The sequence below is a fragment of the Planktosalinus lacus genome, assembly GCF_014640155.1.
Lineage (GTDB): Bacteria > Bacteroidota > Bacteroidia > Flavobacteriales > Flavobacteriaceae > Planktosalinus > Planktosalinus lacus.
The window spans coordinates 87,586-111,953 of sequence record NZ_BMGK01000007.1 but is presented as its reverse complement, the minus strand read 5'-3'; the positions used below and the strand labels follow the sequence as shown (position 1 = coordinate 111,953).

At 39.7% G+C, this 24,368-nt stretch carries 20 protein-coding genes; 16 read left to right on the top strand and 4 right to left on the bottom strand.

All coding sequences use genetic code 11. The features are described from left to right. Positions 1-5 precede the first annotated feature (5 nt). The 4 genes from bglX (at position 6) to IEV69_RS09560 (ending at position 5,289) form a co-directional block, all read left to right on the top strand. Positions 6-2,294, top strand: a complete 2,289-nt coding sequence (bglX, locus tag IEV69_RS09575; RefSeq protein WP_188441866.1) for a beta-glucosidase BglX — start codon at positions 6-8, stop codon at positions 2,292-2,294. A 65-nt stretch (positions 2,295-2,359) separates the two neighbouring features. Continuing rightward, positions 2,360-3,220 carry a T9SS type A sorting domain-containing protein gene (locus tag IEV69_RS09570; protein ID WP_188441864.1) on the top strand — a complete coding sequence of 287 codons (861 nt, stop codon included), beginning with the start codon at positions 2,360-2,362 and terminating at the stop codon, positions 3,218-3,220. Positions 3,221-3,316: 96 nt separating this feature from the next. Further along, entirely contained in the window at positions 3,317-4,138 is an 822-nt protein-coding gene (locus IEV69_RS09565) for a T9SS type A sorting domain-containing protein (RefSeq protein WP_188441862.1), read from the top strand. 164 nt (positions 4,139-4,302) lie between these two features. Then, complete coding sequence (locus tag IEV69_RS09560; protein WP_188441860.1) at positions 4,303-5,289, top strand: LacI family DNA-binding transcriptional regulator; 987 nt, start codon at positions 4,303-4,305, stop codon at positions 5,287-5,289. Here the strand turns inward: IEV69_RS09560 and pgi are convergent. Genes pgi through pfkA form a run of 4 tightly spaced genes read right to left on the bottom strand, consistent with a single transcriptional unit; the run spans position 5,286 to position 9,704 of the window. After that, entirely contained in the window at positions 5,286-6,851 is a 1,566-nt protein-coding gene (gene pgi, locus IEV69_RS09555) for a glucose-6-phosphate isomerase (protein ID WP_188441858.1), read from the bottom strand. The genes IEV69_RS09560 and pgi overlap by 4 nt on opposite strands. Next, on the bottom strand, positions 6,848-7,705 hold the full coding sequence (locus IEV69_RS09550) for an N-acetylglucosamine kinase (RefSeq protein ID WP_188441856.1): 858 nt from the start codon (positions 7,703-7,705) through the stop codon (positions 6,848-6,850). Before IEV69_RS09550 ends, pgi begins: the two co-directional genes overlap by 4 nt. A gap of 3 nt (positions 7,706-7,708) precedes the next feature. Then, positions 7,709-8,707 carry a type I glyceraldehyde-3-phosphate dehydrogenase gene (gene gap, locus IEV69_RS09545; RefSeq protein WP_188441854.1) on the bottom strand — a complete coding sequence of 333 codons (999 nt, stop codon included), beginning with the start codon at positions 8,705-8,707 and terminating at the stop codon, positions 7,709-7,711. Positions 8,708-8,717: 10 nt separating this feature from the next. Next, on the bottom strand, positions 8,718-9,704 hold the full coding sequence (gene pfkA / locus IEV69_RS09540; RefSeq protein ID WP_188441852.1) for a 6-phosphofructokinase: 987 nt from the start codon (positions 9,702-9,704) through the stop codon (positions 8,718-8,720). A gap of 156 nt (positions 9,705-9,860) precedes the next feature. Between pfkA and IEV69_RS09535 the strand changes: the two genes are divergently transcribed. The 12 genes from IEV69_RS09535 to IEV69_RS09480 all read left to right on the top strand — a co-directional run bounded on the left by IEV69_RS09535 (position 9,861) and on the right by IEV69_RS09480 (position 24,348). After that, positions 9,861-10,316, top strand: a complete 456-nt coding sequence (locus tag IEV69_RS09535) for a DUF1801 domain-containing protein (protein WP_188441850.1) — start codon at positions 9,861-9,863, stop codon at positions 10,314-10,316. A 98-nt stretch (positions 10,317-10,414) separates the two neighbouring features. Then, positions 10,415-10,648: a hypothetical protein gene (locus IEV69_RS09530; RefSeq protein WP_188441848.1), complete on the top strand. Its 234-nt coding sequence runs from the start codon at positions 10,415-10,417 to the stop codon at positions 10,646-10,648. A gap of 153 nt (positions 10,649-10,801) precedes the next feature. Next, complete coding sequence (locus IEV69_RS09525; protein WP_188441845.1) at positions 10,802-11,434, top strand: Crp/Fnr family transcriptional regulator; 633 nt, start codon at positions 10,802-10,804, stop codon at positions 11,432-11,434. Between the two features lie 59 nt (positions 11,435-11,493). After that, a complete protein-coding gene (locus tag IEV69_RS09520) occupies positions 11,494-12,297 on the top strand; it encodes a sulfite exporter TauE/SafE family protein (RefSeq protein WP_188441843.1) in 804 nt (267 codons plus the stop codon). 50 nt (positions 12,298-12,347) lie between these two features. Next, positions 12,348-13,793 carry an MBL fold metallo-hydrolase gene (locus IEV69_RS09515; RefSeq protein ID WP_188441841.1) on the top strand — a complete coding sequence of 482 codons (1,446 nt, stop codon included), beginning with the start codon at positions 12,348-12,350 and terminating at the stop codon, positions 13,791-13,793. Between the two features lie 164 nt (positions 13,794-13,957). Continuing rightward, positions 13,958-14,320: a rhodanese-like domain-containing protein gene (locus IEV69_RS09510; protein ID WP_188441839.1), complete on the top strand. Its 363-nt coding sequence runs from the start codon at positions 13,958-13,960 to the stop codon at positions 14,318-14,320. 81 nt (positions 14,321-14,401) lie between these two features. After that, the gene (locus IEV69_RS09505; protein WP_188441837.1) at positions 14,402-15,082 is read left to right on the top strand and encodes an aspartate/glutamate racemase family protein; all 681 of its coding nucleotides are present in this window, start codon (positions 14,402-14,404) and stop codon (positions 15,080-15,082) included. An 85-nt stretch (positions 15,083-15,167) separates the two neighbouring features. Further along, positions 15,168-15,554 (top strand): hypothetical protein, encoded by a 387-nt coding sequence (locus IEV69_RS09500; protein WP_188441835.1) that lies wholly within the window; start codon positions 15,168-15,170, stop codon positions 15,552-15,554. A 63-nt stretch (positions 15,555-15,617) separates the two neighbouring features. After that, the gene (locus IEV69_RS09495) at positions 15,618-19,958 is read left to right on the top strand and encodes a CusA/CzcA family heavy metal efflux RND transporter (RefSeq protein WP_188441833.1); all 4,341 of its coding nucleotides are present in this window, start codon (positions 15,618-15,620) and stop codon (positions 19,956-19,958) included. Positions 19,959-19,970: 12 nt separating this feature from the next. Continuing rightward, on the top strand, positions 19,971-21,092 hold the full coding sequence (locus IEV69_RS09490) for an efflux RND transporter periplasmic adaptor subunit (RefSeq protein WP_188441831.1): 1,122 nt from the start codon (positions 19,971-19,973) through the stop codon (positions 21,090-21,092). A gap of 147 nt (positions 21,093-21,239) precedes the next feature. Continuing rightward, the gene (locus IEV69_RS09485) at positions 21,240-22,697 is read left to right on the top strand and encodes an NAD(P)/FAD-dependent oxidoreductase (protein WP_188441829.1); all 1,458 of its coding nucleotides are present in this window, start codon (positions 21,240-21,242) and stop codon (positions 22,695-22,697) included. A 340-nt stretch (positions 22,698-23,037) separates the two neighbouring features. Beyond that, positions 23,038-24,348 (top strand): TolC family protein, encoded by a 1,311-nt coding sequence (locus tag IEV69_RS09480; protein ID WP_188441827.1) that lies wholly within the window; start codon positions 23,038-23,040, stop codon positions 24,346-24,348. Positions 24,349-24,368 lie beyond the last annotated feature (20 nt).

The following is a 24,368-nucleotide window of genomic DNA, read 5'->3' as shown; positions in this document are numbered from 1 at the left end:
TGAGAATGAAAAAATTAAACTCTTACATTTTACTAATATCGATTAGTTTCATTACGCTTGGCTGTAATTCTACAAAAAATTCAGGTAACAATGAACTTGTTGATGAAATTGATATTAAAGTTGAGGAGCTAATCAAGGAAATGACCCTGGACGAAAAGATTGGTCAAATGAATCAATACAACGGCTTTATGGACTTTACCGGACCCACTCCACAAAATGGTTTTGAAGCTGTTAAATATGAGAATATAAGAAAAGGGCTCGTAGGGGCAATGTTAAATGTTCATGGTGTTGAAAATGTGAGAGCAGTCCAAAAAATAGCTGTTGAAGAAACACGATTAGGCATCCCTCTCTTGTTTGGGTTTGATGTGATTCATGGCTTCAAGACCATAAGCCCCATACCTTTGGCTGAAGCAGCCAGCTGGGATTTGGAAGCTATTAAAAAATCTGCTCAAATTGCAGCAGAAGAAGCTTCAGCAGCAGGTATTAACTGGACCTTCGCTCCTATGGTTGACATTTCAAGAGATGCACGGTGGGGAAGAGTTATGGAAGGTGCAGGTGAAGATCCTTATTTAGGAAGTTTGATAGCTAAAGCGAGAGTAGAAGGATTTCAAGGAGTAGATTTAACTTCAGAAAAAACACTGGCTGCTTGTGCCAAACATTTTGCAGCGTATGGTTTTGCAGAGGCAGGCAGAGACTACAATACCGCAGACCTGGGAACTTCAACTCTTTATAACACTGTGTTGCCACCCTTCAAGGCAGCTTTAGAGTCCGACGTAAAAACGTTTATGAATGGGTTTAACATTTTAAATGGTATTCCTTCTACAGGCGATGCCTTTTTACAAAGAGATATTCTAAAAGGAAAATGGGAGTTTGATGGATTTGTGGTTTCAGACTGGGGTTCTATCACTGAAATGATCCCTCACGGATTTGCTAAAGATGGTAAAGAGGCAGCAAAACTTGCCATCCTTGCCGGTAGTGATATGGACATGGAATCTTATTTATATGTCACTAAACTTGCTGAACTTGTAAAAAATGGGGAGGTAGATGAAGCCCTGATTGATGATGCTGTTCGGAGAATATTAAGAGTAAAATTTGAATTGGGTCTTTTTGACGACCCCTATAAATATTGTGACTTAGAAAGGGAAACGGCCACCATCGGCAAGCAAAGTTTTCATGATGAGGTTTTGGAAATTGCCAAAAAATCAATCGTACTGCTTAAAAATGAAAACAATCTCTTACCGCTCCAAAAATCAGGTCAAAAAATTGCTGTTATAGGTCCTCTGGCAGCAGACAAAACATCACCTCTTGGAAGCTGGAGAATAGGTGCCGATGACGAAACAGCTGTTTCAGTTCTTGAAGGATTTAAAAAGTATAATAGTACCAATCAAATTAGCTATGCTAAAGGTGCAGATTTAATACTTAACAAGCCATTATTTACTACAGAACTGGAAATAAATACTTCTGATACCTCAGGTTTCGGAGAAGCCATTCAAACAGCAAAAAATGCCGATGTGATAGTAATGGTTTTGGGAGAGCATGGTTTTCAAAGTGGTGAAGGCCGAAGCAGGACAAATTTAGACCTTCCGGGAGTACAACAACAACTCCTTGAAGAAGTTTATAATGTGAATAAAAATGTAGTTTTGGTTTTGCAAAATGGACGTCCATTAACAATAAACTGGGCCTCAGAAAATATTCCTTCAATTGTAGTTGGTTGGCATTTAGGCACTCAAAGTGGAAACGCCCTCGCACAGGTTCTCTATGGTGACTATAACCCAAGTGGAAAATTGCCCATGACATTTCCCAGGAATGTAGGTCAGCTTCCTCTTTACTATAACTATTACAACACAGGAAGGCCGGTTGAGCCGGCTCCAAACCAAGTTTTTTGGTCTCATTATATTGATGAATCAAACGATCCTCTTTACCCTTTTGGGTATGGTTTAAGCTACACAAGCTTTGAATATGATCAGCTTGAAGTAACTAATAAATTTTCTGAAAACAATGTAGTAGAGATTTTAATTACTGTTAAAAACACCGGTAACACCTCCGGGAAAGAAACTGCTCAACTTTATATCAAAGACCTTTATTCCAGTGTTGTAAAACCCGTAAGAGCATTAAAAGGCTTTCAACAAATCGAACTGGAACCGGGTGAAACCAGAACACTCCAGTTTTTATTGACAGAACAAGAACTTGGTTTTTATGATAATTCAGGAAATTGGGTTGTTGAACCGGGTACTTTTGAAGTGTTTGTTGGAGGTAATTCTAAAGCGATACTTTCGAAACAATTCGAAATTTAGAGAAATAAAACTCATTTTTTAATAAAACTATTTTACCCAATATTAATTTTTAAAATTCAACACTTATGAAAAAGATTACTTTATTTAGTTTCTTATTTGCTTTTGCCTTTATGGCTGCGCAAACGACAGTTACTGTAGATGGCTCTGCAGAACACATTGGATATGCAAATGTATTTGAAACACCTGCAAATGGTGGTGGATTTGTTTTTGGATCTCCTTGGGGAGTAGCAGACATTAAAACTGTAGTTGACCCGGGTTCAAATACAGTGACATTATTTCCAAACTTCAATACCTATGGAGACAATCCAAATGACCCGTTCTGGGTGGATCAAAGCACCGGTCTTGGAAATAAAGTTTTTGAGGGAAATACCTTTGTAGAAAACACTACAGATTTAATAGGTCAGGAAGTTACATTTGAAGGTACCGTTGAAGACTTTACTCTTGACACTGATTATGTAGTAAAAGCGTTTATTAAAGTTTTTAATGCAGATTTTTCAGTACTCAAAGAAGAGTCAGTAGTGTTAACTGAAGCAGGTGATTTTTCACTTACATACTCAAACGTTGAGGCTGAAGACACTACTCTTCAATATGGCTTTGCGGTGACAGGATTGAATGCAAATCCTGATGACGAATCCACTTTAGGAAATGTTGTTGTAGGGCCAATAAACCTATCAACTTCAGACTTTGGTTTGTTTTCAATAGTAGCATTTCCAAACCCTGCCTATGAAAGTTGGACAATCAGCAACAAAAGCCTGTCTTCTTTTACATTAAATCTCTATGATATAAATGGTAAATTAATATCAGCTTTTGAAAATAACGCTAGTCAAGACTTGACAATTGACGCGTCAAACTTAAAAGCCGGAATCTATTTTGCAAACATTATTTCTCAGAGAAATACAAATACGATTAAGCTAATAAAGAAATAAAAACCATTTATTTCCTTCTTAACAAGCAAGTTGTTATTGTTTTAAATAGTTATCAAGGGCGTGAATAGTTGTTTTTTAACTTAAACCAAATGAAAGATGAAAAAAGTTACTTTACTTATATGCTTAATGAATCTTCTTTTTGGGTTTAGTCAAAATGCACCCATAGACTTTGAATCAGAAGGAAATGGTGCAAACTGGACCTGGACAGTTTTTGAGAATGATACCAACCCGGATCTGGAAATTATTTCAAATCCAGACCCAACAGGCATTAATACTTCTCAAACAGTAGCAAAATTTACCGCTTTAGAAAGCGGTCAACCTTGGGCAGGATGTGAATCAGCTCAAGGAGCAGATCTTGGAGAGTTTGTACTTGACCAAACAAATTCAACCATAAGCATTATGGTTTGGAAAGATGTAATAAGTGATGTAGGTATAAAACTGGTCTCATCCACTTTTTGGTCTCAGGGAGAGATCAAAGTCCCTAATACAGTGATAAATGAATGGGAAAATATCACCTTTGATTTTTCAAGCTTCACCAATCCGCCATCGGGCAATGGAGTTTTAAATCAAATTGTAATATTCCCTGATTTTGACCTAAGCGGAAGAACTCAGGACAATGTTGTTTACTTTGACAATATAACTTTTGGCGACGAAGTGCTATCAGTTTTAAACAATGAGTTTTTAAACAATCTTGTTATTTATCCAAACCCTGCCTCTGAAAACTGGACAATTTTAAACAAAAACACAGAAATTACTTCAGTGAGTCTGTTTGATGTAAATGGTAAGTTGGTGGCGTTTATTGATCACGTTAACCAGCAGAATTTGACCCTGGATGCTTCTATGCTAAAAACAGGAATTTATTTTGCTACTGTAGTAACAGAAAAATCAGCAAAAACTTTAAAGTTGATTAAACAATAGCCGTTTAGAAGAAAAACAAAACGCATATTTAGTTTTTTATATTTAATGAATTAGCCTGAAAATTTCATAATTAAGTTAAGTTTAATTAATCCACGAATGGTGATTAAACCGACCTCAACACAATAAATGGGGTCGGTTTTTAATCCATGTTAGTTTTAAATATAATGAGCTCTTTAAAAGAATTATCCAAGCTACTTGGCGTTTCTATATCAACTGTATCAAAAGCGTTAAATAATGCTGATGATATTTCTGCCCATACAAAAAAACGTGTTAAAGAATTAGCTCTCGCTTTAAACTATCAGCCCAATAAAATGGGCGCTGCTCTGCGGAATAAAAAGTCAAAAACCATAGGTGTTATTATACCAGATATACTTAATCCTTTTTTTGCCGAAGTCTTGTTTGGAATTGAAAAATACTGTTCTTTAAAAGGGTATGATACACTGGTTTGCATCAGTAATGATCTTACCTCAAAAGAAGCTGAAAAAATTAAACTGCTCAAGAGCGGAAGTGTGGACGGGTTTTTAATTTCTCTGGCTTCTCAAACACAAATTAACCAGGACTATACCCACATTATCAAAAATATACCATCAAATGAACTCGTTTTATTTGATCGGCTTACCCATCATATAAGTTGTGATAAAGTGAGTGTTGATGATGAAAATATCACTTACAAAACAACCAAAAATCTAATCAAAAATGGTAGAAAATCTATTGCCTTTTTAAGTACAATTGAACATCTCGAAATTGGCAAAGAACGTAAACAAGGGTATCAAAAAGCATTAAAAGAAGCTAAAATATCCAACAATAAGAATCTCGAACTTTCATTAGAAACTAATGCAGTAATGCATAATCAAATAAAGGAATGGATTCTATCAAACGAATTTGATGCGGTAATAGCAGCAGATAATACTTCAGGAATAATTGTTCAAAATTTTCTACTTGCTCTAAAACCCATCAAAGCAAAAAAAATCAAAGTGATTGGGTTTTCTAATGCTAACCAGTCTCTCTTAACCTTTCCACAACTAAGTTATATTGATCAAAATGCTGAACTGATAGGACAAAAAGCTGCAGAGTTACTTATCAATAGAATACAGAACACTAACAAAAACAAAGCATTCACACACATTAAAATTCCGGCGAGTATAATTTAACCTTTTTTTGAAAAATTAATCATCGCCAATGTTGAAGGGTGTTGCTCTTGGCTACTTGTATCCCTTAGATAGTCCAGTGTGCCTGTAGCAAGTTTTTTACCAAGTTCAACACCCCACTGGTCAAAACTAAAAATATTCCAGATAACCCCTTGCACAAAAAGCTTGTGTTCATAAAGGGCAATCAAAGCTCCCAGGTTTTCTGGGGTGAGTTGTTTTATCAAAATAGTATTTGAAGGACGGTTTCCGTCAAAAAAACGATAGGGGTTTTCAATTTCCTCACCAACTGTGCCATTTAAAAACGCTTCAGATTGTGCAAAACAGTTGGCTAAAAGTATTTCCTGATGTTGGTCTTGCTTGTGCAGTGCTTTTGCGAAAGCGATAAAATCAACCGGAATCAATTTAGTGCCCTGATGCAACAACTGAAAAAATGCGTGCTGGGCATTGGTGCCGGTGCTTCCCCAAACAATCGTTCCGGTTTCATACGTTACGGGATGACCGTTTCTGTCCACTTGCTTTCCGTTACTTTCCATCACGGCTTGCTGCAGATAAGGAATCAGTTTTGATAGATATTGAGAATAAGGAACAACAGCTTCGGTTTCTGACTTGAAAAAATTATTGTACCACACCGAGAGCAACGCCAGTATTACCGGTATATTTTTATCAAAAGAAGCTGACTTGAAATGTATATCCATTTGGGAAGCTCCTTTTAAAAGTTTTTCAAAATTGGCATAGCCCACAGCGAAACAAATGGAGAGCCCCACTGTGCCCCAAAGTGAAAAGCGACCGCCCACCCAATCCCACATCGGGAATATATGATCCCGGTGGATTCCAAATTTTTCAATAGCACCCAAATTGGTTGAAACTGCGACAAAATGTTTAGAAACGGCTTCCTTATCTACAGTTTTCAAAAACCAATTCCTAACTGTTTCTGCATTGGTCAGGGTTTCCTGAGTGGTAAATGACTTGGAAACCACAATAAACAGAGTGGTTTCTCTATCAAGTTTCTTGAGTGTTTCCTGAACATGATCGCCATCAACATTGGACATAAAATGCACATTGAGGTGATTTTTATAGTAAGCAAGTGCTTCTGTAACCATATCAGGTCCCAAATCACTTCCGCCGATGCCAATGTTGACAACATCGGTAAAAGCTTTTCCTGTATGTCCTTTCAACTTGCCGGAAATAACCGATTCAGAAAACTGCTTCATTTTTTGAAGCGTTGTGCTTACTTCGTTTGGTAAATTTTTAAAATCTCTCAAGGCGGTATGCAGCACCGCACGGCCTTCGGTTTCATTAATTTGTTCTCCTGAAAATTGAGCTTCAATCGCATCGCCAAGCTTGACTTCTTCGGCAAGCTGAAGGAGCAACTCCAGTGTTTTATCGGTTATTCGGTTTTTAGAATAGTCAAAATAAAAGTCTTCCCAAGAGATTGAATATTTCTGAGCGCGCCTTGAATCTTCCGAAAAAAACTGTTGCATCTTGCTGTCTTTAATTTCAGCAAAATGCTTGTTTAATGCTGTCCAGGCATTTGTAGTCACCGGATTTACTTTAGGTAAACTCATGCATTCAGTTTGTTTTTTCTGTAATACTCAATCAAGCCATCTATGGGTCTTCTTACAATATTTCCAAGTTCAAGGTGATACCTGTTAAGACAATCCTGAATGATGTCTTTAGAGAAATGTGCAATGGAACCTATAAAATGTATGGGAACCTGTTGTGCCTCTTTATAACAAAGTATTTTGTATTCAATAAACTTAAGAACCCCTTCACTGATTAGGTTATAAAAATAAGCGTTTTCTTCTTCATGGGTAAATATAAATTCGGCGAAGGATGCTAGATAGGTATTGGGATTCGGTTTTTGATAAAGATTTATTTTAATTGTATCGGGATCCAGGTCAAAGCGTTTTTCAAAATCAACGGCAAGTTTTGAGGGCATTTTTTTATAAAAATAATCCCTGATAAGCCTTTTTCCAAAATAGTTGCCACTGGCCTCATCCATCAAAATAAACCCTAAAGACTCGACATGTGTTTTGGCTTTCTTCCCGTCAAAATAACAGCTGTTGGAACCGGTGCCAAAAATACAGACAATTCCGGGTTGATCTGTTACTGCAAGTGCTGCAGCCACCATATCTTCTTCAACAGTTACTTTTGCATTTACAAAAAGTTGTTTTAAAACCCGGCTAAGCAAATTTTTGGGAGTTATGGTGCCACATCCTGCTCCATAGAAATCTACAAAGCCAACCTGATTAAAAATTGCTGCCAATTCAGGATTGTTTTTGATGCGAAAGAGTAATTCTTGCTCAGGAACCACAGCAGGATTGAGCCCCGGTGTGCGTGTTTTTAAAACAAGATTGCCTTTTTGGTCCAGAAGTACCCAGTCACATTTTGTAGAGCCGCCATCTGCGATTAATGTCATTGATTATAATTTAGCCACATATTCTGATAAATCGACCAGTTTTGAGGAATATCCATACTCGTTATCATACCAGGCAACCAATTTAAAGAAATTATCGTTCAGGGCGATACTGGCTTCGGAATCAAAGGTGCAAATGTGCTCATCTGAAACAAAATCCTGACTGACCACTGCTTCATCTGTATAAGCCACCAGTCCTTTATAAGAACCATTTGCTGCTTTTTTAATTGCTGCTTTAACTTCATCAAATGAAGCTCCTTTTTCGGTGCGCACAGTCAAATCAACTACCGAAACATCTGCTGTAGGAACCCTGAAGGCCATACCGGTGAGTTTACCCTTTAAATCAGGAATGACCTTGGTCACAGCTTTTGCTGCTCCTGTTGATGCAGGAATGATATTGATAAGCGCACTTCTTCCGGCACGATAATCTTTTTTTGAAGGACCATCAACAGTAAGCTGGGAGGCTGTCGTGGCATGAACTGTAGTCATTAAACCTTCCACAATTCCAAATTCGTCGTTTATAATTTTTGCTAAGGGTGCTAAACAGTTAGTAGTGCAAGACGCATTTGAAACAATTGTATCTTCCGATTTTGCTTCGGTGTGATTAACTCCCATTACAAACATAGGGGCATCTTTGGATGGCGCAGAGATGACTACTTTTTTAGCTCCTGCCTTGATGTGTTTGTAAGCATCGTTTTTAAGGGTAAAAAATCCTGTGCATTCTATGATAATTTCAGCACCGGCTTCATTCCATTTTAAGCTTTCGGGGTCACGCTCTGCAGTTACCCTGATTGTTTTTCCGTTTACCACAAGATGTCCGTCTTTGGTAGAAACATCGCCTTTAAATCTTCCGTGAACAGAATCATATTTTAATAGATAAGCCAAATGTTCTACATCAAGAAGGTCGTTGACTGCAACGACCTCTATATCCTTTCTTTGTTCTGCTATTCTTAAAACCAATCTGCCAATTCGGCCAAAGCCGTTTATTCCAATTTTTATACTCATAAATTCTAAATTAAATTGATGTTATGTCTGCAACCCTGATTAGTTCAAGGTCAATTTTTTGTTGTTCTTTTATGGCCTCTTCAAAAGAGACGTGCACCATTTTATTATTTTGTGTGCCAATCATAATGTCTCGTTTCCCATCCAAAAGGGCATCGACAGCCGCCACTCCCATTCTGCTGGCCAGTACACGGTCATAACAACTGGGAGAACCTCCTCTTTGAACATGCCCTAAAACAGTGACTCTAACGTCATAGCCTTCCATATTGGTTTTGATGAATTCAGCCAGTTCAAAGATGTTTTTACCAATTTGATCCCCTTCAGAAACCACTATGATACTGGAGGTTTTACCGGATTTCCGACTGCGCTCTAAAGACTCTATCAAACGGTCTTTACCCATGTCTTCCTCAGGAATGAGAATCTCTTCAGCTCCGGCTCCAATACCGGCATTCAGGGCAATATGTCCTGCATCACGGCCCATCACTTCTACAAGGAAAAGACGGTTGTGGGAATTGGCTGTGTCCCTGATTTTATCAATAGCTTCAACAACGGTATTTAAAGCAGTATCAAAACCAATGGTATTGTCTGTACCGTGAATATCGTTATCGATAGTGCCGGGCAGTCCCACTATGGGGAAATTAAATTCTTTAATAAAAATACTCGCCCCTCTGAATGTCCCATCGCCCCCAATTACAACTAGTGCGTCTACACCTTCATTAACAAGGTTTAAGTGGGCTTTTTCACGACCTTCTTTTTCGTGAAAATCTTTGGAGCGTGCAGACTTTAAAAAAGTGCCTCCACGATTGATCAGGTTTTTTACTGATCGGGCATCCAGCATTTTGAAGTCGCCTTCTATTAACCCCTGTAATCCCCTGAACACACCCACACATTCAAGTCCGTGATAAGCACAAGAACGCACAACTGCTCTGATGGCAGCGTTCATTCCGGGAGAATCTCCTCCGCTGGTGAGCACAGCTATTTTTTGAAGTTTTTTTGCCATTATGTAAAGCTAAAGCAATTAACTGATTCCTGCAAAAAGTTATGCAATCTCTAACGTTTTCGGTTAATAAAATTCCTGTCACTCAACTTTATAAATTAAATTAATAAGGTATTAAAACTCTGTTTTTTTTTTATTTTAGTGTTTTAATAAAAGTTTATGCAATCTAAAGCAACTTCACCCGAAGCATACATCTCTGAACTTCCTGAAGAACGGAAAGAGGCATTTACCAGACTAAGACAAACTATATTAAATAACCTTCCAAAGGGTTTTGAAGAGACCATGAGTTATGGAATGATAAGTTATGTGGTGCCACATTCATTATATCCTGACGGTTATCATTGTGATCCAAAACAACCTCTTCCTTTTATTTCAATTGCTTCTCAAAAAAACTATATCGCACTATACCATTACGGATTGTACACAAACCCCAAACTTCACGACTGGTTTGTTACTGAATATCCAAAACATTCCAAATACAAGCTTGATATGGGAAAAAGTTGTGTGCGTTTTAAAAAACCGGATGCAATTCCTTTTAATCTCCTTGAAAAATTGTTGAAAAAAATAACTCCTCAACAATGGATAGAACTCTATGAAAGTCAAATGAAAACATAATAGTTCATAAAAATTTTACTTTTTTTTGAGTAAATGAGGAATTCCTCAAAAATACCTCACCCCCTCTCTTTAGGTTTGTCTTTAATTACTTTAAGGATATGCCAAACTTTTATTTATCTAAAGAATTAAGTCAACACTTTGAATATGAAATTCATAAAGATGACTGCCTCTATTTACCTGATGAAAAAAGCAGAAAACTGATAGGTAACTACAAAACCTCACAGGAAGCCTTAGAGACTGTATTAAAATCAACCCAACATGTAAATGGATGTTTTTGGTGCTGCAATTCGATTCATCACGGCCGAATTCCATTTATAAATCATAAAAAATAAAAACCTCAAGTGCGGCACTTGAGGACCTCACACACCCGGATTGAATATGGGGATATCTTTTCGGGTGGTTCGTGAGGGTTTTGCGTTGTAATTATAAGTCATGAACTTACTTTTTTATGTATTTTTACATCAAACTTTTCAATCACTCTGTATATGTTGGACTTATTACGCGAAAGCTTTGGACATTTATTTGAAGATGAATTACTTCAGGAAATTGATCATGTTGGTACTTTTAAAGAGATTAATGAAGGCGACCAGTTAATTGAAATAGGCACCTATGTTAAGTCTATGCCGTTGTTAATTTCAGGTGCGATAAAGGTGCTTAGGGAAGATGAAGACGGCGATGAATTGTTATTGTATTTTCTTGAAAGAGGCCATACCTGTGCAATGACCTTAAGTTGTTGTTTAGGGCAAACAAAAAGTGAAATCAGAGCCATTGCAGAAACACAAGCACAACTCATTATGATTCCTATCCAAAAGATGGAAGAATGGACATCAAAATATAAAAGCTGGCGTAATTTTGTGTTTAACAGTTACCACCAGCGACTCAATGAAATGCTTGAAACCATAGACGACATTGCTTTCAAAAAAATGGATGAACGCCTGTTGAAATACCTGAAAGAAAAAGCCCGTGTCACCAACGGGCAAATTATTTACAACACCCACCAGGAAATTGCTTACGACTTGCACACCTCCAGAGTGGTGGTTTCCCGATTGCTTAAAACACTTGAAAACCTAGGCAAAATAGAACTTCAACGAAACCATATCAAACTGATTGATGTGTAACCTCAGTCACAATGTGAACCAATTCAACTGGTTAATTTTGCCATTAACGAAAACAGCACATGGATTTCATTGAAATTATCGGTTATATAGGTGCTCTGATCATTGGTGTTGTGTTGGGATTGATTGGTGGCGGGGGCTCTATTTTAACCGTTCCGGTTTTTGTGTATTTATTTGGCGTGAATCCCGTAACAGCCACTGCATATTCACTATTTGTTGTGGGCGTATCAGCCCTGGTGGGAGCTTTTCAAAACATCAGAAAAGGATTGGTTGATTTTAAAACAGCGATTGTTTTTTCGATTCCTGCTTTCATCGCTGTATACTTAACACGCCGCTTTATAGTGCCTGCCATTCCGGAAAATCTACTAACATTTGAAAGTTTTATTTTGACAAAAAACATCGCCATTATGGTGTTTTTTGCACTTATTATGTTGCTGGCATCCCTTTCGATGATACGGAATAAAAAACCGGAACCCGACCCCAAAACCAAAACAAAATTCAATTATCCACTCATTGTTATCGAGGGTTTTATTGTGGGTGTTCTCACGGGTATTGTGGGTGCCGGTGGAGGCTTCCTGATCATTCCTGCGCTGGTTCTTCTGGCTAAATTGCCTATGAAAAAAGCAGTAGCCACCTCCCTGTTGATTATTGCCATCAAATCGTTGATTGGGTTTATTGGTGACATAGAAACCATGCCCATTGACTGGAGTTTTTTAGCAGGCTTCACCCTTTTATCTGTTTTTGGTATCTTTGCCGGGGTATGGTTAAATAAGTTTATTGACAATAAAAAACTCAAAAAGGCCTTCGGCTGGTTTGTTTTAATCATGGCCCTGTATATACTCATTAAGGAGTTTTGGGGAATCTAATGTCCCATTTTTAACATAAATATATTCGTTTACACGAAATTGATTATTATATGAAATCTATCACTCAACTACCCACTATTAAAGGTATTGAACAAATCTACACCGGCTGTCTGGCACAGGGTGCTTATTACATTCAAAGCAAAGGTGAAGTTGCCATCATTGACCCCTTAAGAGAAGTGGAACCCTATATAGAAAAAGCTGAAAAAGACAACGCAAAAATCAAATACATCTTTGAAACTCACTTTCACGCAGATTTTGTGAGCGGTCATCTCACGCTTGCAAAAAAAACCGGTGCATCAATCGTGTTTGGTCCCACAGCAAACCCTTCTTTTGAAGCCACGATTGCAGAAGACAATCAGGAGTTTAAAGTGGGTGATTTTACTATTAAAGTGCTGCACACGCCGGGGCATACCATGGAAAGTTCGACCTATTTATTAAAGGATAAAAATGGAAAAGACCTGGCTATTTTTAGCGGGGACACTTTGTTTCTGGGCGATGTAGGTCGACCAGACTTAGCTCAAAAAGCTGCTTCCATGACACAGGAAGAACTCGCCGGTATGTTGTTTGAAAGTCTGCGCAATAAGATTATGCCACTTGCAGATGATGTTATTGTTTTCCCTGCACACGGAGCAGGCTCTGCCTGTGGAAAAAACATGATGAAAGAAACGGTGGACACCCTGGGAAATCAGAAAAAAATGAATTATGCCCTGCGTGCCGACATGACCAAAGAAGAATTTATCAAAGAAGTAACAGACGGTCTCGCACCACCACCCTTGTATTTTCCTTTGAACGTAAAAATGAACAAAGAAGGTTATGACGATCTGGATGAAGTGCTGCTTAGAGGCACACGTGAACTTTCACCCGATGCCTTTGAAACCGCTGCCAATGAAACAGGCGCGATTGTATTAGACGTTCGTCATCAAAATGACTTTGTAAAAGGACATATCCCTCGTTCGGTATTTATTGGTATCGATGGTGGGTTTGCACCCTGGGCGGGGGCTTTGATTGCTGATACCGCTCAACCCATTCTTATTGTTGCTCCTCAAGGAAGGGAAAAAGAAACCGTGACACGCCTTTCCCGTGTGGGGTTTGATAACACTCTTGGGTTTCTTAAAGGCGGTTTTGAAGCTTGGAAAAGTGCCGGAAAAGAAACCGATACTTTAAAAAGTATTTCAGCAGAAACCTTTAAAGATCAGTTACTTTCTCAAAATATTCCCGTGTTTGATGTAAGAAAAGAATCTGAATACCTCTCCTCTCATGTTAAAGAGGCTCAATTAACTTCATTGGATTTTTTAAATGACCATCTTTCTGCTTTTCCAAAGGAAAAAGACTTTTATCTGTATTGTGCCGGGGGGTATCGCAGTGTAATTGCCGCTTCTATTTTAAAAGCCAGAGGAATTCACAATATTATTGATGTAGCCGGTGGGTATGCCCATATCAAAAAAACCGAAATCCCCGTTGCAGAAGCTACTTGTCCTTCAACTATAAAACAATAAGCTGTGTAACAAAAGTTACTGTAGAATGCATTTCACAGAAGTATCTTTGTTGTGTAAATGAGCGACTTTAAGTAGTTAAATTTATAATTGGTTGGTTTAGTTAAGGGAGCAAGATTTAAATTGCTCCCTTTTTTTTAAATTTACTTGATACATAACTATTCTATATGAAAACACTATTGACAATCACTATACTAATCATTCAGTTTCAACTGGTAGCACTGGAGTGTCCAAAAGCCACCTTACTCAACAATACTGAATTTAAACAACATATTAGTCAAAACGATGTACAGCTGGTAGATGTTCGAACCAAAGGAGAATATGAACATAGTCATATTGAAGGGGCCTATCATGCTGATGTTTTAATAAAAGAAAACTTTAAAACTCAATTTACTGAATTTAACAAAGATGAACCTGTCTACATTTACTGTCGCTCAGGTTCCAGAAGTAAAAAGGCCGCGCAACTACTTTGTGAGTTGGGCTTTACAAAAGTCTATGACCTCAATGGTGGTTATTTAAACTGGGAATGAAAGAATTTATATTACTTTAACTTTTTACAACTCTCAAAATACAAAACCTTAAATACGGCTAATGGCTAAATAAATAATCTCATGAAACTACTCGGCATGATTGGTGGTACCTCCTGGCACTCCACCGTTGAATATTACAGAATGATTAACGAACTGGCCGGCGCCAAATTTGGAGGCAGCCAGAATCCGCCGTTGTTGCTATATAGTTTAAACATCCAATTGATGCGCGAGCAAAATATGGAAAAAATTCAGGCGGGGTATCTTGAAATCAGTCGCAAATTAGAAACTGCCGGAGCTCAAGCCATCATCATTTGTGCCAATACCCCCCATATGATTTATGAGTATGTACAGCCAAAAATCAATATCCCCATCCTGCATATCGCCGAAGCCATTGGCAAGGAAGCTCAAAAACAAGGATTGAAAAACCTGGGACTACTAGGCACCAAACCAACGATGACCATGGATTTTATTCCCGGATACCTCGATCAAAACTTTGGTATTCAAACCGTGTATGCCGACCGAAAAGACTTTGGCGAAATCCACCGCTATATTTCTGAAGATTTAACTCAAGGAAAATTCACCCCAGATGCCAAAACCTATTTTATCAATCAGATGAAAAAGCTGGAAGAAAAAGGAGCCGATGGAATTATTCTGGGATGCACCGAGTTGCCAATGCTGCTATCTCAGGAGGACTTTCACCGGCCGCTTCTAGACACGACAAAACTGCATGCACAACTGGCGGTGGAGTTTATTTTAAGCTAGTTTTTATTGGTTCTAAATTGCTGTAATGTAGCAACTTATTGTTTTATATATCTTAAATTTGTGTAGCGCTATTTTCAATAAAAAAATGAAAATTCTAGTAACATACCTCTTAACATCTTTGCTACTGCTACAAAGCATGCATATTAACTTGGGAGATGTTTTACGCATAGAAGATTTCATTGAACATGCACAATTCCATAAAAAAAATTACGGAGACAACCTCCTCACCTTCATTTCAAAACACTACGGTCAAGAGAAAAAGGAACACCATCAGAACGAGAGTCACGACCACGACAAATTACCGTTTTCCGGTTGCTCTATCATACATGCACCTGTAGCTTTGCTAGGACAGCTTTTTACACCTGAATTCCAGCGGTTTGATAATTTTGAAAAACAAGATAACTTTAGCTTTCAATTGCGTCATTCTTCACCGGCAATTTTCGATATTTTTCAACCTCCAAAATCAGCATAACACATCGCTTCTGTTTACAAGATTGCCTTGAGTAATCTATTTTAGAATTCCTAATTATGTGTTATGTTATCCAAAATCATTCAATTCAGTTTACAGAATAAACTACTCGTTTTACTTTTCACAACTTTTGTTGCCGGGTTTGGAATTTATTCTTTAACTCAAATCTCCATTGGTGCTGTACCCGATATTACCAACAATCAAGTACAAGTCATCACCACTTCTCAAAACCTTTCAACACAAGATATTGAGCAATTTATCACCTATCCTGTTGAGCTTGAAATGGCCAATCTGCCCGGCGTCATAGAAATTCGTTCTGTTTCAAAGTTTGGTCTTTCTGTAGTGACTATTGTCTTTGAAGACAAAATGGGTGCCTATTTACCGCGACAGTTAATCGCCGAAAAGATTGAAGCCGCCAAAGCAAGCATTCCCGAAGGTTTTGGAACCCCCGAAATGGGTCCCATCACCACCGGTCTGGGTGAAATTTACCAATACGTCCTTGATGTAAAGCCCGGATATGAAGACCGTTATGATGAAGCCGACTTACGCACTATTCAGGATTGGATTGTAAAACGGCAGCTTGCCGGCATCCCGGGAGTAGTTGAAGTCAATAGCTGGGGTGGCAAACTCAAACAGTATGAAGTAGCCATCACCACTGAAAAATTATCGGCCATGAACATCAGCATCAGCGAGGTGATGGATGCCCTTCAAAAAAATAACAGTGTGGCCGGGGGTGCTTATATTGAAAAAGAAAATCAGGCCTATTTTATTCGCGGGGAAGGCCTTGTAGAAACTGTAGAAGATATTGAAAACATTGTGGTTTCTCACAGAGATAACTTTCCGGTCTATGTAAAAGACATTGCTAAGGTGGGTTACGGATACGCCAACAGGTTTGGTGCCATCACCGGAAACGGTGAAGGCGAAAAAGTGCTTGGACAGGTGATGATGCTCAAAGATGCCAATTCCAAAAAAGTAATCGATGCCGTCAAAAAACGTGTTGAGGAAATCAGTACTACCCTGCCTGAAGGGGTCTATATCAACGGCTTTCTAGACCGAAGTGTCTTGGTCAGCAAAACAACATTTACCATCACAGAAAATCTGGTGCTGGGATGCCTGATTGTTATTTTTGTCGTGGTTTTATTACTGGGCAATTTACGCTCGGGCCTGGTTGTTGCTTCCGTGATTCCCCTTTGTCTTTTAGTCGCTCTGTCATTTATGTATTTGTTTGGTATTGATGCCAACCTGATGAGTCTGGGAGCAATTGATTTTGGGATTATAATTGACGGCGCCGTGATTATAGTCGAGTTTATCGCCTTTCAAATTACCAAAAATCAGAAACAACTGGAATCAGTTCCTGTTTATGAACGCCGCCAACTCAAAGACACTATTACCTTCAACGGCGCCTCCAAGATGATGAACTCTGCCGTGTTTGGACAATTGATTATACTCATCGTGTTTATCCCCATACTAACCCTAAGCGGGGTGGAAGGAAAAATGTTCAGACCCATGGCGCTTACCTTTAGTTTTGCATTGATTGGTGCTATGATCATGTGTTTTACTTATGTGCCTGTAATGGCTTCACTATTTATCAAACCTATAAAAAATGCAGATAAGAACTTTTCAGTAAAACTCATTAATTTCTTACACAAACTTTACAAACCATCCATCAATTTTGCGATGCAATCCAAAAAGCTCATTTTAGGAGCCGCTGGGATTCTTTTGGCATTAGCCATTTATACCTTTTCCACTATGGGCGGCGAGTTTATCCCTACCTTAGACGAAGGAGATTTTGTGATTCAGCCGGTATTAAAAACAGGAACTTCACTAAGCAAAACCATTGAAACCACCACACAAATTGAATCTATTTTAATTGAAAACTTCCCGGAAGTTGATCAAATAGTCACACGCATTGGTGCTGCTGAAGTACCTACCGACCCGATGTCTATGGAAGAAACCGATGTCATCATTACCCTAAAACCGAAAAAGGAATGGACCTCAGCATCGAGCAAAGACGAACTGGCGGATGTCTTTAAAGAAGCTCTCAGCGTCATTCCCGGAATGGAAGTAGAGTTCACCCAACCCATTGAAATGCGCTTCAACGAACTCATTACCGGAGTGCGTGCTGACATTGCCATCAAAGTTTTTGGTGAAGACCTCACCCTGCTTGACCAAAAAGCCCGTGAGATTGAAACCCTCATTCGCAATGTGGAAGGCGCTGCCGATGTAGTGGTTGAAAAAACAGTGGGCTTGCCACAAATGCTGGTCAAATATGACCGCTCTAAAATTGCACGTTACGGACTCAACATAGCCGACCTCAACCAAATCATAAGTATGGGGTTCGCCGGTAGTACGATGGGTGTTGTATTTGAAGGCGAAAAACGGTTTGATTTGGTGTTGCGCCTCGACCAATCTGTTCGTAAAGACATTCAAAATCTGGAAAACCTGATGGTGGACACCCCTCTTGGACAAAAAATTCCTTTAAGTGAACTGGCGGCCATCACTTATGAAAAAGGCGCTGCCAAAATCTCAAGAGATGACACTCGGAGACGAGTGGTTGTGGGTGTAAACGTACGCAACCGCGACTTGCAATCGGTAGTTGATGATGTGCAGGTATTGATTAATGAAAACATAAACTTGCCTCCCGGATACAGCATTCAGTACGGCGGGCAATTTGAAAACCTGCAAAGTGCTAAAGACCGTTTATTTATAGCCGTACCTGTGGCATTGCTCCTTATTTTTATACTGCTGTATTTTGCTTTTCATTCCGTCAGGGAAGCATTGCTGGTTTTTACAGCCATACCACTTGCTGCTGTTGGAGGTGTTTTTGTGCTTTGGTTGCGCGATATGCCTTTTAGTATTTCTGCCGGCGTCGGGTTTATTGCCCTTTTTGGTATCGCAGTGTTAAATGGTATTGTGTTGATTGAACATTATAAAGACCTTAAAAAAGAAGGACACGCTCACAACGATGCTCTTATGGCGAGAGGCGCTGCAGACAGGCTTCGGGCAGTGCTTTTAACGGCCTCTGCAGCAGCACTGGGATTCCTTCCTATGGCCATATCCACCGGTGCCGGTGCCGAAGTACAACGTCCACTCGCCACTGTTGTCATTGGTGGCTTGATTTCAGCAACGCTGCTTACCTTAATTGTATTGCCGGTGTTGTACTCCCTCTTTGGAAATACTGACAAATCTGAAAAAAAGAATTCGATGATACAACCCAAAACAATTTCCATTTTACTCCTTTTAATTGCATTGCCTGCTTTTTCACAGCAACAACCACAAAGCCTGGAACAACTAAAAAGTCTGGCTCTGGAGAACAATGCGATGCTAAAATCAGCCGTTTATGAAGTTGAAAAAGCCGGAAAACAAAAAGCCACTTCCTGGGACCTTGATAAAACAGAAGTGTTTTACAGCTTTGATGAAAGCAATCTTGCCGTCAATGAAGAACCGCTACAGGTTTTTGGAATAAGACAAAACTTAGCTTTTCCAACGGTCTACACTTCCCGGAAAAAGCAGTTTCAGGCGATGGAGCAATTGCAACAAAGCCGTTATGAAGTGCACAAACATCAGTTGTTTTTTGAGCTGGAACAGGCCTATAATCAGTATTTATACGCCAATGAAAAAGCAGCAGTCTATCACTACTTAGACAGTTTGTTTTCCAATTTTGCCAACGCAGCCAACAGACGTTTTGAACTGGGGGAAAGCAATTACCTCGAAAAAATCACGGCTCAGGCCAAACAGAAAAATATCGCTACCCTGCTACAACAATCGTTGTATGACATTGAGATTGCCAAAACGGCTTTAGAACAGCTTGTTCAGTCGGAAACGGCGATCGTTCCGGAAATCGTTCCGCTGGAGAAAAAAGTGTTTTTGGAAACTTCAGGAAATACACATCCTTTGCAACAATGGCACGCCCAAAATATGGAAGTCGTCAAAGCAGCCACCAAGGTGGAAAGGCAACAACTGCTGCCCGATTTAAGCCTTGAATATTTTCAGGGCACCAATGCCGGACTCAACAGGCAACTAATAGGCTATCAGGTGGGAGTGCATATTCCGCTTTGGTTTGGTGCAGACAAAGCGCGCATTCAAGCCGGAAAAATACAGGAATCTATTGCCTATGAAGAGCGTCGCCAAAATAGTTTTGAACTCAAAAACCGGCAACAACAATTTGAAGAGGAAGTTAAGAAACATACCGAAATGCTTTCGTATTTTGAAAATGAAGGACTTGACCTTGCCAAAGCCATTGAAAACACTGCAGGGAAAAGTTATCAGAATGGCGAAATAGACTTTTTTCAATACATCCAAAGTCTCGAGAACGCCATGGAAATTCAGTTGAATTATCTGGAAACCCTCTTTTTATACAACCAAGAATCTTTAAAACAACACTATCTTTTTGATACAAATAATTAATACTCAGAAATTATGAATCACTATATATCTTATTTTTTAGTCCTGACCATACTTTTGACTTCCTGTAAAGACACAGAGAACAATACTACCGAAACTGAAGAAGCCAACAACCTGATCACACTTACGGAAGACCAATTTCAAACCAATGCTTTTAAAATAGACACCTTGTCTGCACACCATTTCCCAACCTACATTCGCACGCAGGGCGTTATTGATGTACCACCGCAAAATAAGGTTGAAATCCACGCAATGATGGGTGGATTTGTAAAGAATATTTCCCTACTGGTAGGTGACAAAGTCGAAAAAGATCAGGTGCTGGTGACATTGGAAAATCCTGAATTTGTCAGCTTGCAGCAAGAGTATCTGGAAACACGGGAACAGCTGGAATACCTTCGTTCGGAATACGAACGCCAAACCATCCTGCTGGAAGAAAACATCACTTCACAAAAAAGCTTCCTCAAGGCAGAAAGCGAATACAAAACTGCAGTCGCGCGAATGGAATCTTTAAAAAAACGCTTACAATTACTGAACCTAAATCCTGAGCGTATTCAATCCGGTACTCTCAGCTCACAGGTTCAGTTACGGTCACCCATTTCTGGTTTTGTCTCCTCCATAAGCGTAAACTCCGGCACTTATGTTTCAGAAATTGAGCCTGTGATGGAAATTGTTAACAATGACCATATGCATTTGGAAATGCAGGTGTTTGAACGGGATATTCCGCAGCTGAAAAAAGGAAAAACGATTGTTTTTAAAACCCCCGAAACCACCGCCGACCCGTTTATGGGAACCGTACATTTGATAGGGACCACAGTCAACAACCAAACCCGCACCACACAAGTACATGGGCACATTCCTGATAGTATAGCCGGTCGCTTTGCTGTAGGGATGTTTGTGGAAGCACAAATTGAAACCGGCAGCACGACAGCACGTGCTTTGCCCAAAGATGCCGTTGTGGAAGTAGAAGGTAGTTTTTTTGTCTTACTTAAAGAAGATACTGAAGGATTTCAGTTTAAAAAAGTAATGGTACAACCCGGAAAAGAACACAATGGTTTTGTAGAAATAAAAAATGCCGCCACCTTCCCGGCATCAGCACAATTTTTAGTAAAAGGAGCTTACAACCTTATTGGGGAGTAAAAAAGAAATGATATTTACTTTCATTTATGTTTAAATTTAATGCTTTATGTAACTTTTGTCACATTTAATCTGCTGATAATCATTTAGCTTTGGTTAATGGTATAAGCAGCGCGCTTGTCCCTTCAAATCAAGCTAAAATGCAATAGTATGGCAAAGATACTCGTTCTTGGAGCCGGCATTTCGGGTCATGTGGCCGCCTCCCATCTCCGCAGAAAACTTTCCAAAGACCATCAGGTGGTGGTCGTGTCCCCCAACAGCAATTACCAATGGATTCCATCCAATATCTGGGTGGGAATTGGAAGAATGAAATCTAAAGAAATCCTTTTTCCGCTAACGCCTTTATACAAACGAAAAGGTATCGACTTTCTACAGGCAAAAGCTGTAGCCTTTTATCCGGAAGGTGATGAAGGGCAACAACTGCCTTATGTGCTTGTAGAACATATGAGTGCTGAATCCAAAGGAAAAAAAGAAAAAGTGACTTATGACTACCTGATCAATGCCACCGGACCCAAACTCAACTTTGAAGCCACAGAAGGCCTTCTGCCGGGAAAAAACAAAACACATTCTGTTTGTACTTATACCCATGCTGAACCCACCTGGAAAGCACTGGACCAATTGATTCAGGAAATGAAGCAAGGCAAAAATGCCAAAATTCTCATCGGTACAGGGCACGCAAAAGCCACCTGTCAGGGGGCTGCTTTTGAATATATTTTAAATGTGGAACAAGAACTCCGCCGTCATAAGGTGCGTGACAGGGCTGATATTACCTGGATTTCCAACGAATACCATTTGGGTGACTTTGGAATGGACGGTATGCTCCTTTCCTATGGCAGTAACATTATGAAGTCCAAAGAAATGGTCGAAATGGTCTTTGAAGACCGGGGCATTAACTGGATATTGGGCGCCGGTGTCAACAAAATTGAAGACGGCAAGGCACATTACGAAAACCTGGAAGGCGAACACAAAACCGAAACCTTTGATTTTGCCATGCTCATTCCCGTGTTTTCGGGACACGGGTTTAAAGCATTTGACAAAAATAACAACGATATCACCGACAAACTCTTTAAAGGTTTTATGATCGTAGATGCCAATTACACTTCCAAACCTTATAAAGAATGGACCGCACAAGACTGGCCCGAAACCTATCAAAACCCCACTTACAAAAACATCTTTGCTCCCGGTATTGCTTTTGCACCGCCGCACAGCATTTCAAAACCACGCAAAAGCAAGAACGGCACAGAGATTTTCCCCTCACCGCCACGAACCGGTATGCCCTCAGGAATAACCGCAAAACTGGTGGCTGATAATATTATTGACACCATCAAAAAAGGAAAAGACTCGCAAGACCACAAAGGTTCTATGGCCAATATGGGGGCGGCTTGTATCGCATCGGCAGGATACGGTACGTTTTCAGGAAGCGGGATTAGTATTACCACTTATCCCATCGTGCCTGATTATAAAAAATACCCCGACACCCACGGACGTAAGTTGGGGAAAACCTTTGGGGAAATCGGCCTGGCTGGACACTGGCTTAAGTTAACACTTCACTATGTGTTTATGTACAAAGCTAAAATGAAACCCTTCTGGTGGCTCCTGCCGGAATAAAAAAACGAAAGATAATGACACAAAGAATCTCAAAAACAAAACGCTTCTGGATGAAAAATCCTATTTGGCAATTTTTCAAATTTCTATGGTTAAGCCTCAAGGTCATGCTTATTGTCGCCGGAGGACACGGCAGTACACGGTCAGAGGCCTATCAGAAATCTTAGTGAAAAAATTTATTAGTAGTGTATTATTGACAAGCTTACTGGTTAAACTTATACTATCATTTGATACTTTCAAAAATAGTTGCCTCAACTTTACAACTAGAACCCCCTCGGTAACAAAGGTTACTGACCCACCTTACTTAGCGGCGTACTTTTGCACTGTCAAATTGAGAACAACGATGAAAAAAACCATACTAGTAGTACTCGCCTTAGCAAGCACAACACTGCTTGTTGCTCAGGAGCAAAAGCCGCTCTCTAAGGAACAAGCCGTAAACAGCGTGCTGGAGAACAACCGCAATCTTAAAATCAGCGAACAGGAATTCCTGCAGGCGCGAGCCGACTACCGGCAAACCAACGCGGTATTCCTTCCTAATATCACCGCCTCACACACCGGGATGACCACCACCAATCCGTTGATGGCTTTTGGGTCTAAACTCAATCAGGAAATCTTAACGCAAAACGATTTCAACCCCGCGCTGTTAAACAACCCCGAGCGTACTGATAACTTCGCGACCAGAATTGAAGTACAACAACCCCTCATTAATGTAGACGGTATCTTTCAACGTCAGGCGGCCAAAAGCAAGATGCAGGCCACGCAATTGCAGGGACAACGCACACAGGATTACATCCTTTTGGAAGTAGAAAAAGCCTATATGCAACTGCAACTGGCACACAAAGCCGTTGACGTTTTGGAACAAGCACTTGAGGCAGCTGAGGAAAACAAGAAACTGGCCGACAACAGTTTTGACCAGGGCTACCTGCAACGCTCAGACGTCTTGGCCGTAGAAGTGCGCGTGAGCGAAGTGCAAAACCAATTGCAGCAAGCCAAAAGCAATGTGCAAAACGCTTCCGACTACCTGTCGTTTTTGATGGGTGAAGAAACCTATTCCGTTTGGAATCCTACAGATGCATTGGAATCTGAGGAATTAGTTTCCTTAGAAAGCACCTCTTTAAATGAAAACCGCTCAGACATACAAGCGATGACTTTAGCTACTGAAGGGTACGCAAAAATGAACAAAGCCGATCAAATGGCCTTTCTGCCACGATTAAATGCCTTTGGAAGCTATGAACTGTATGACAGCGAAGCATTTCAGGGCAACGCCAACGGTTATATCGTAGGCGCACAACTCAGCTGGGACTTATTTCAAGGTGGCAAGCGCTTTGGCAAAGCCCAAAAAAGCAAAGCCGAACTTGAGCAATCCCGTATCGAACTCGATCAGTACAAGGCACAAAGCCAACTGGAAATCAACAAGGCACAACGTCAGCTCAATGATTTACTCGATCAGTTAAAACGCAGCGAACTGGCCGTAGAACAATCAGAAGAAGCTTTGCGCATTCGCACCAACCGTTTTGAACAAGGACTTGAAAAAACCACCGAATTATTACAAAGCGAAACCCAGTATGCCCAAAAACAACTGGAATACTTACAAACCGTATTTGAATACAATTTCGCTAAAGCGTATTTAGAATTTTTAACCAAAGAAGAATAAATAATTAATGACCGCTTCCC

Coding starts and splice junctions, on each gene's coding strand:
- bglX (WP_188441866.1), top strand. CDS start 6: ATGAAAAAATTAAACTCTTACATTTTACTAATATCGATTAGTTTCATT.
- IEV69_RS09570 (WP_188441864.1), top strand. CDS start 2,360: ATGAAAAAGATTACTTTATTTAGTTTCTTATTTGCTTTTGCCTTTATG.
- IEV69_RS09565 (WP_188441862.1), top strand. CDS start 3,317: ATGAAAAAAGTTACTTTACTTATATGCTTAATGAATCTTCTTTTTGGG.
- IEV69_RS09560 (WP_188441860.1), top strand. CDS start 4,303: ATGAGCTCTTTAAAAGAATTATCCAAGCTACTTGGCGTTTCTATATCA.
- pgi (WP_188441858.1), bottom strand. CDS start 6,851: ATGAGTTTACCTAAAGTAAATCCGGTGACTACAAATGCCTGGACAGCA.
- IEV69_RS09550 (WP_188441856.1), bottom strand. CDS start 7,705: ATGACATTAATCGCAGATGGCGGCTCTACAAAATGTGACTGGGTACTT.
- gap (WP_188441854.1), bottom strand. CDS start 8,707: ATGAGTATAAAAATTGGAATAAACGGCTTTGGCCGAATTGGCAGATTG.
- pfkA (WP_188441852.1), bottom strand. CDS start 9,704: ATGGCAAAAAAACTTCAAAAAATAGCTGTGCTCACCAGCGGAGGAGAT.
- IEV69_RS09535 (WP_188441850.1), top strand. CDS start 9,861: ATGCAATCTAAAGCAACTTCACCCGAAGCATACATCTCTGAACTTCCT.
- IEV69_RS09530 (WP_188441848.1), top strand. CDS start 10,415: ATGCCAAACTTTTATTTATCTAAAGAATTAAGTCAACACTTTGAATAT.
- IEV69_RS09525 (WP_188441845.1), top strand. CDS start 10,802: ATGTTGGACTTATTACGCGAAAGCTTTGGACATTTATTTGAAGATGAA.
- IEV69_RS09520 (WP_188441843.1), top strand. CDS start 11,494: ATGGATTTCATTGAAATTATCGGTTATATAGGTGCTCTGATCATTGGT.
- IEV69_RS09515 (WP_188441841.1), top strand. CDS start 12,348: ATGAAATCTATCACTCAACTACCCACTATTAAAGGTATTGAACAAATC.
- IEV69_RS09510 (WP_188441839.1), top strand. CDS start 13,958: ATGAAAACACTATTGACAATCACTATACTAATCATTCAGTTTCAACTG.
- IEV69_RS09505 (WP_188441837.1), top strand. CDS start 14,402: ATGAAACTACTCGGCATGATTGGTGGTACCTCCTGGCACTCCACCGTT.
- IEV69_RS09500 (WP_188441835.1), top strand. CDS start 15,168: ATGAAAATTCTAGTAACATACCTCTTAACATCTTTGCTACTGCTACAA.
- IEV69_RS09495 (WP_188441833.1), top strand. CDS start 15,618: ATGTTATCCAAAATCATTCAATTCAGTTTACAGAATAAACTACTCGTT.
- IEV69_RS09490 (WP_188441831.1), top strand. CDS start 19,971: ATGAATCACTATATATCTTATTTTTTAGTCCTGACCATACTTTTGACT.
- IEV69_RS09485 (WP_188441829.1), top strand. CDS start 21,240: ATGGCAAAGATACTCGTTCTTGGAGCCGGCATTTCGGGTCATGTGGCC.
- IEV69_RS09480 (WP_188441827.1), top strand. CDS start 23,038: ATGAAAAAAACCATACTAGTAGTACTCGCCTTAGCAAGCACAACACTG.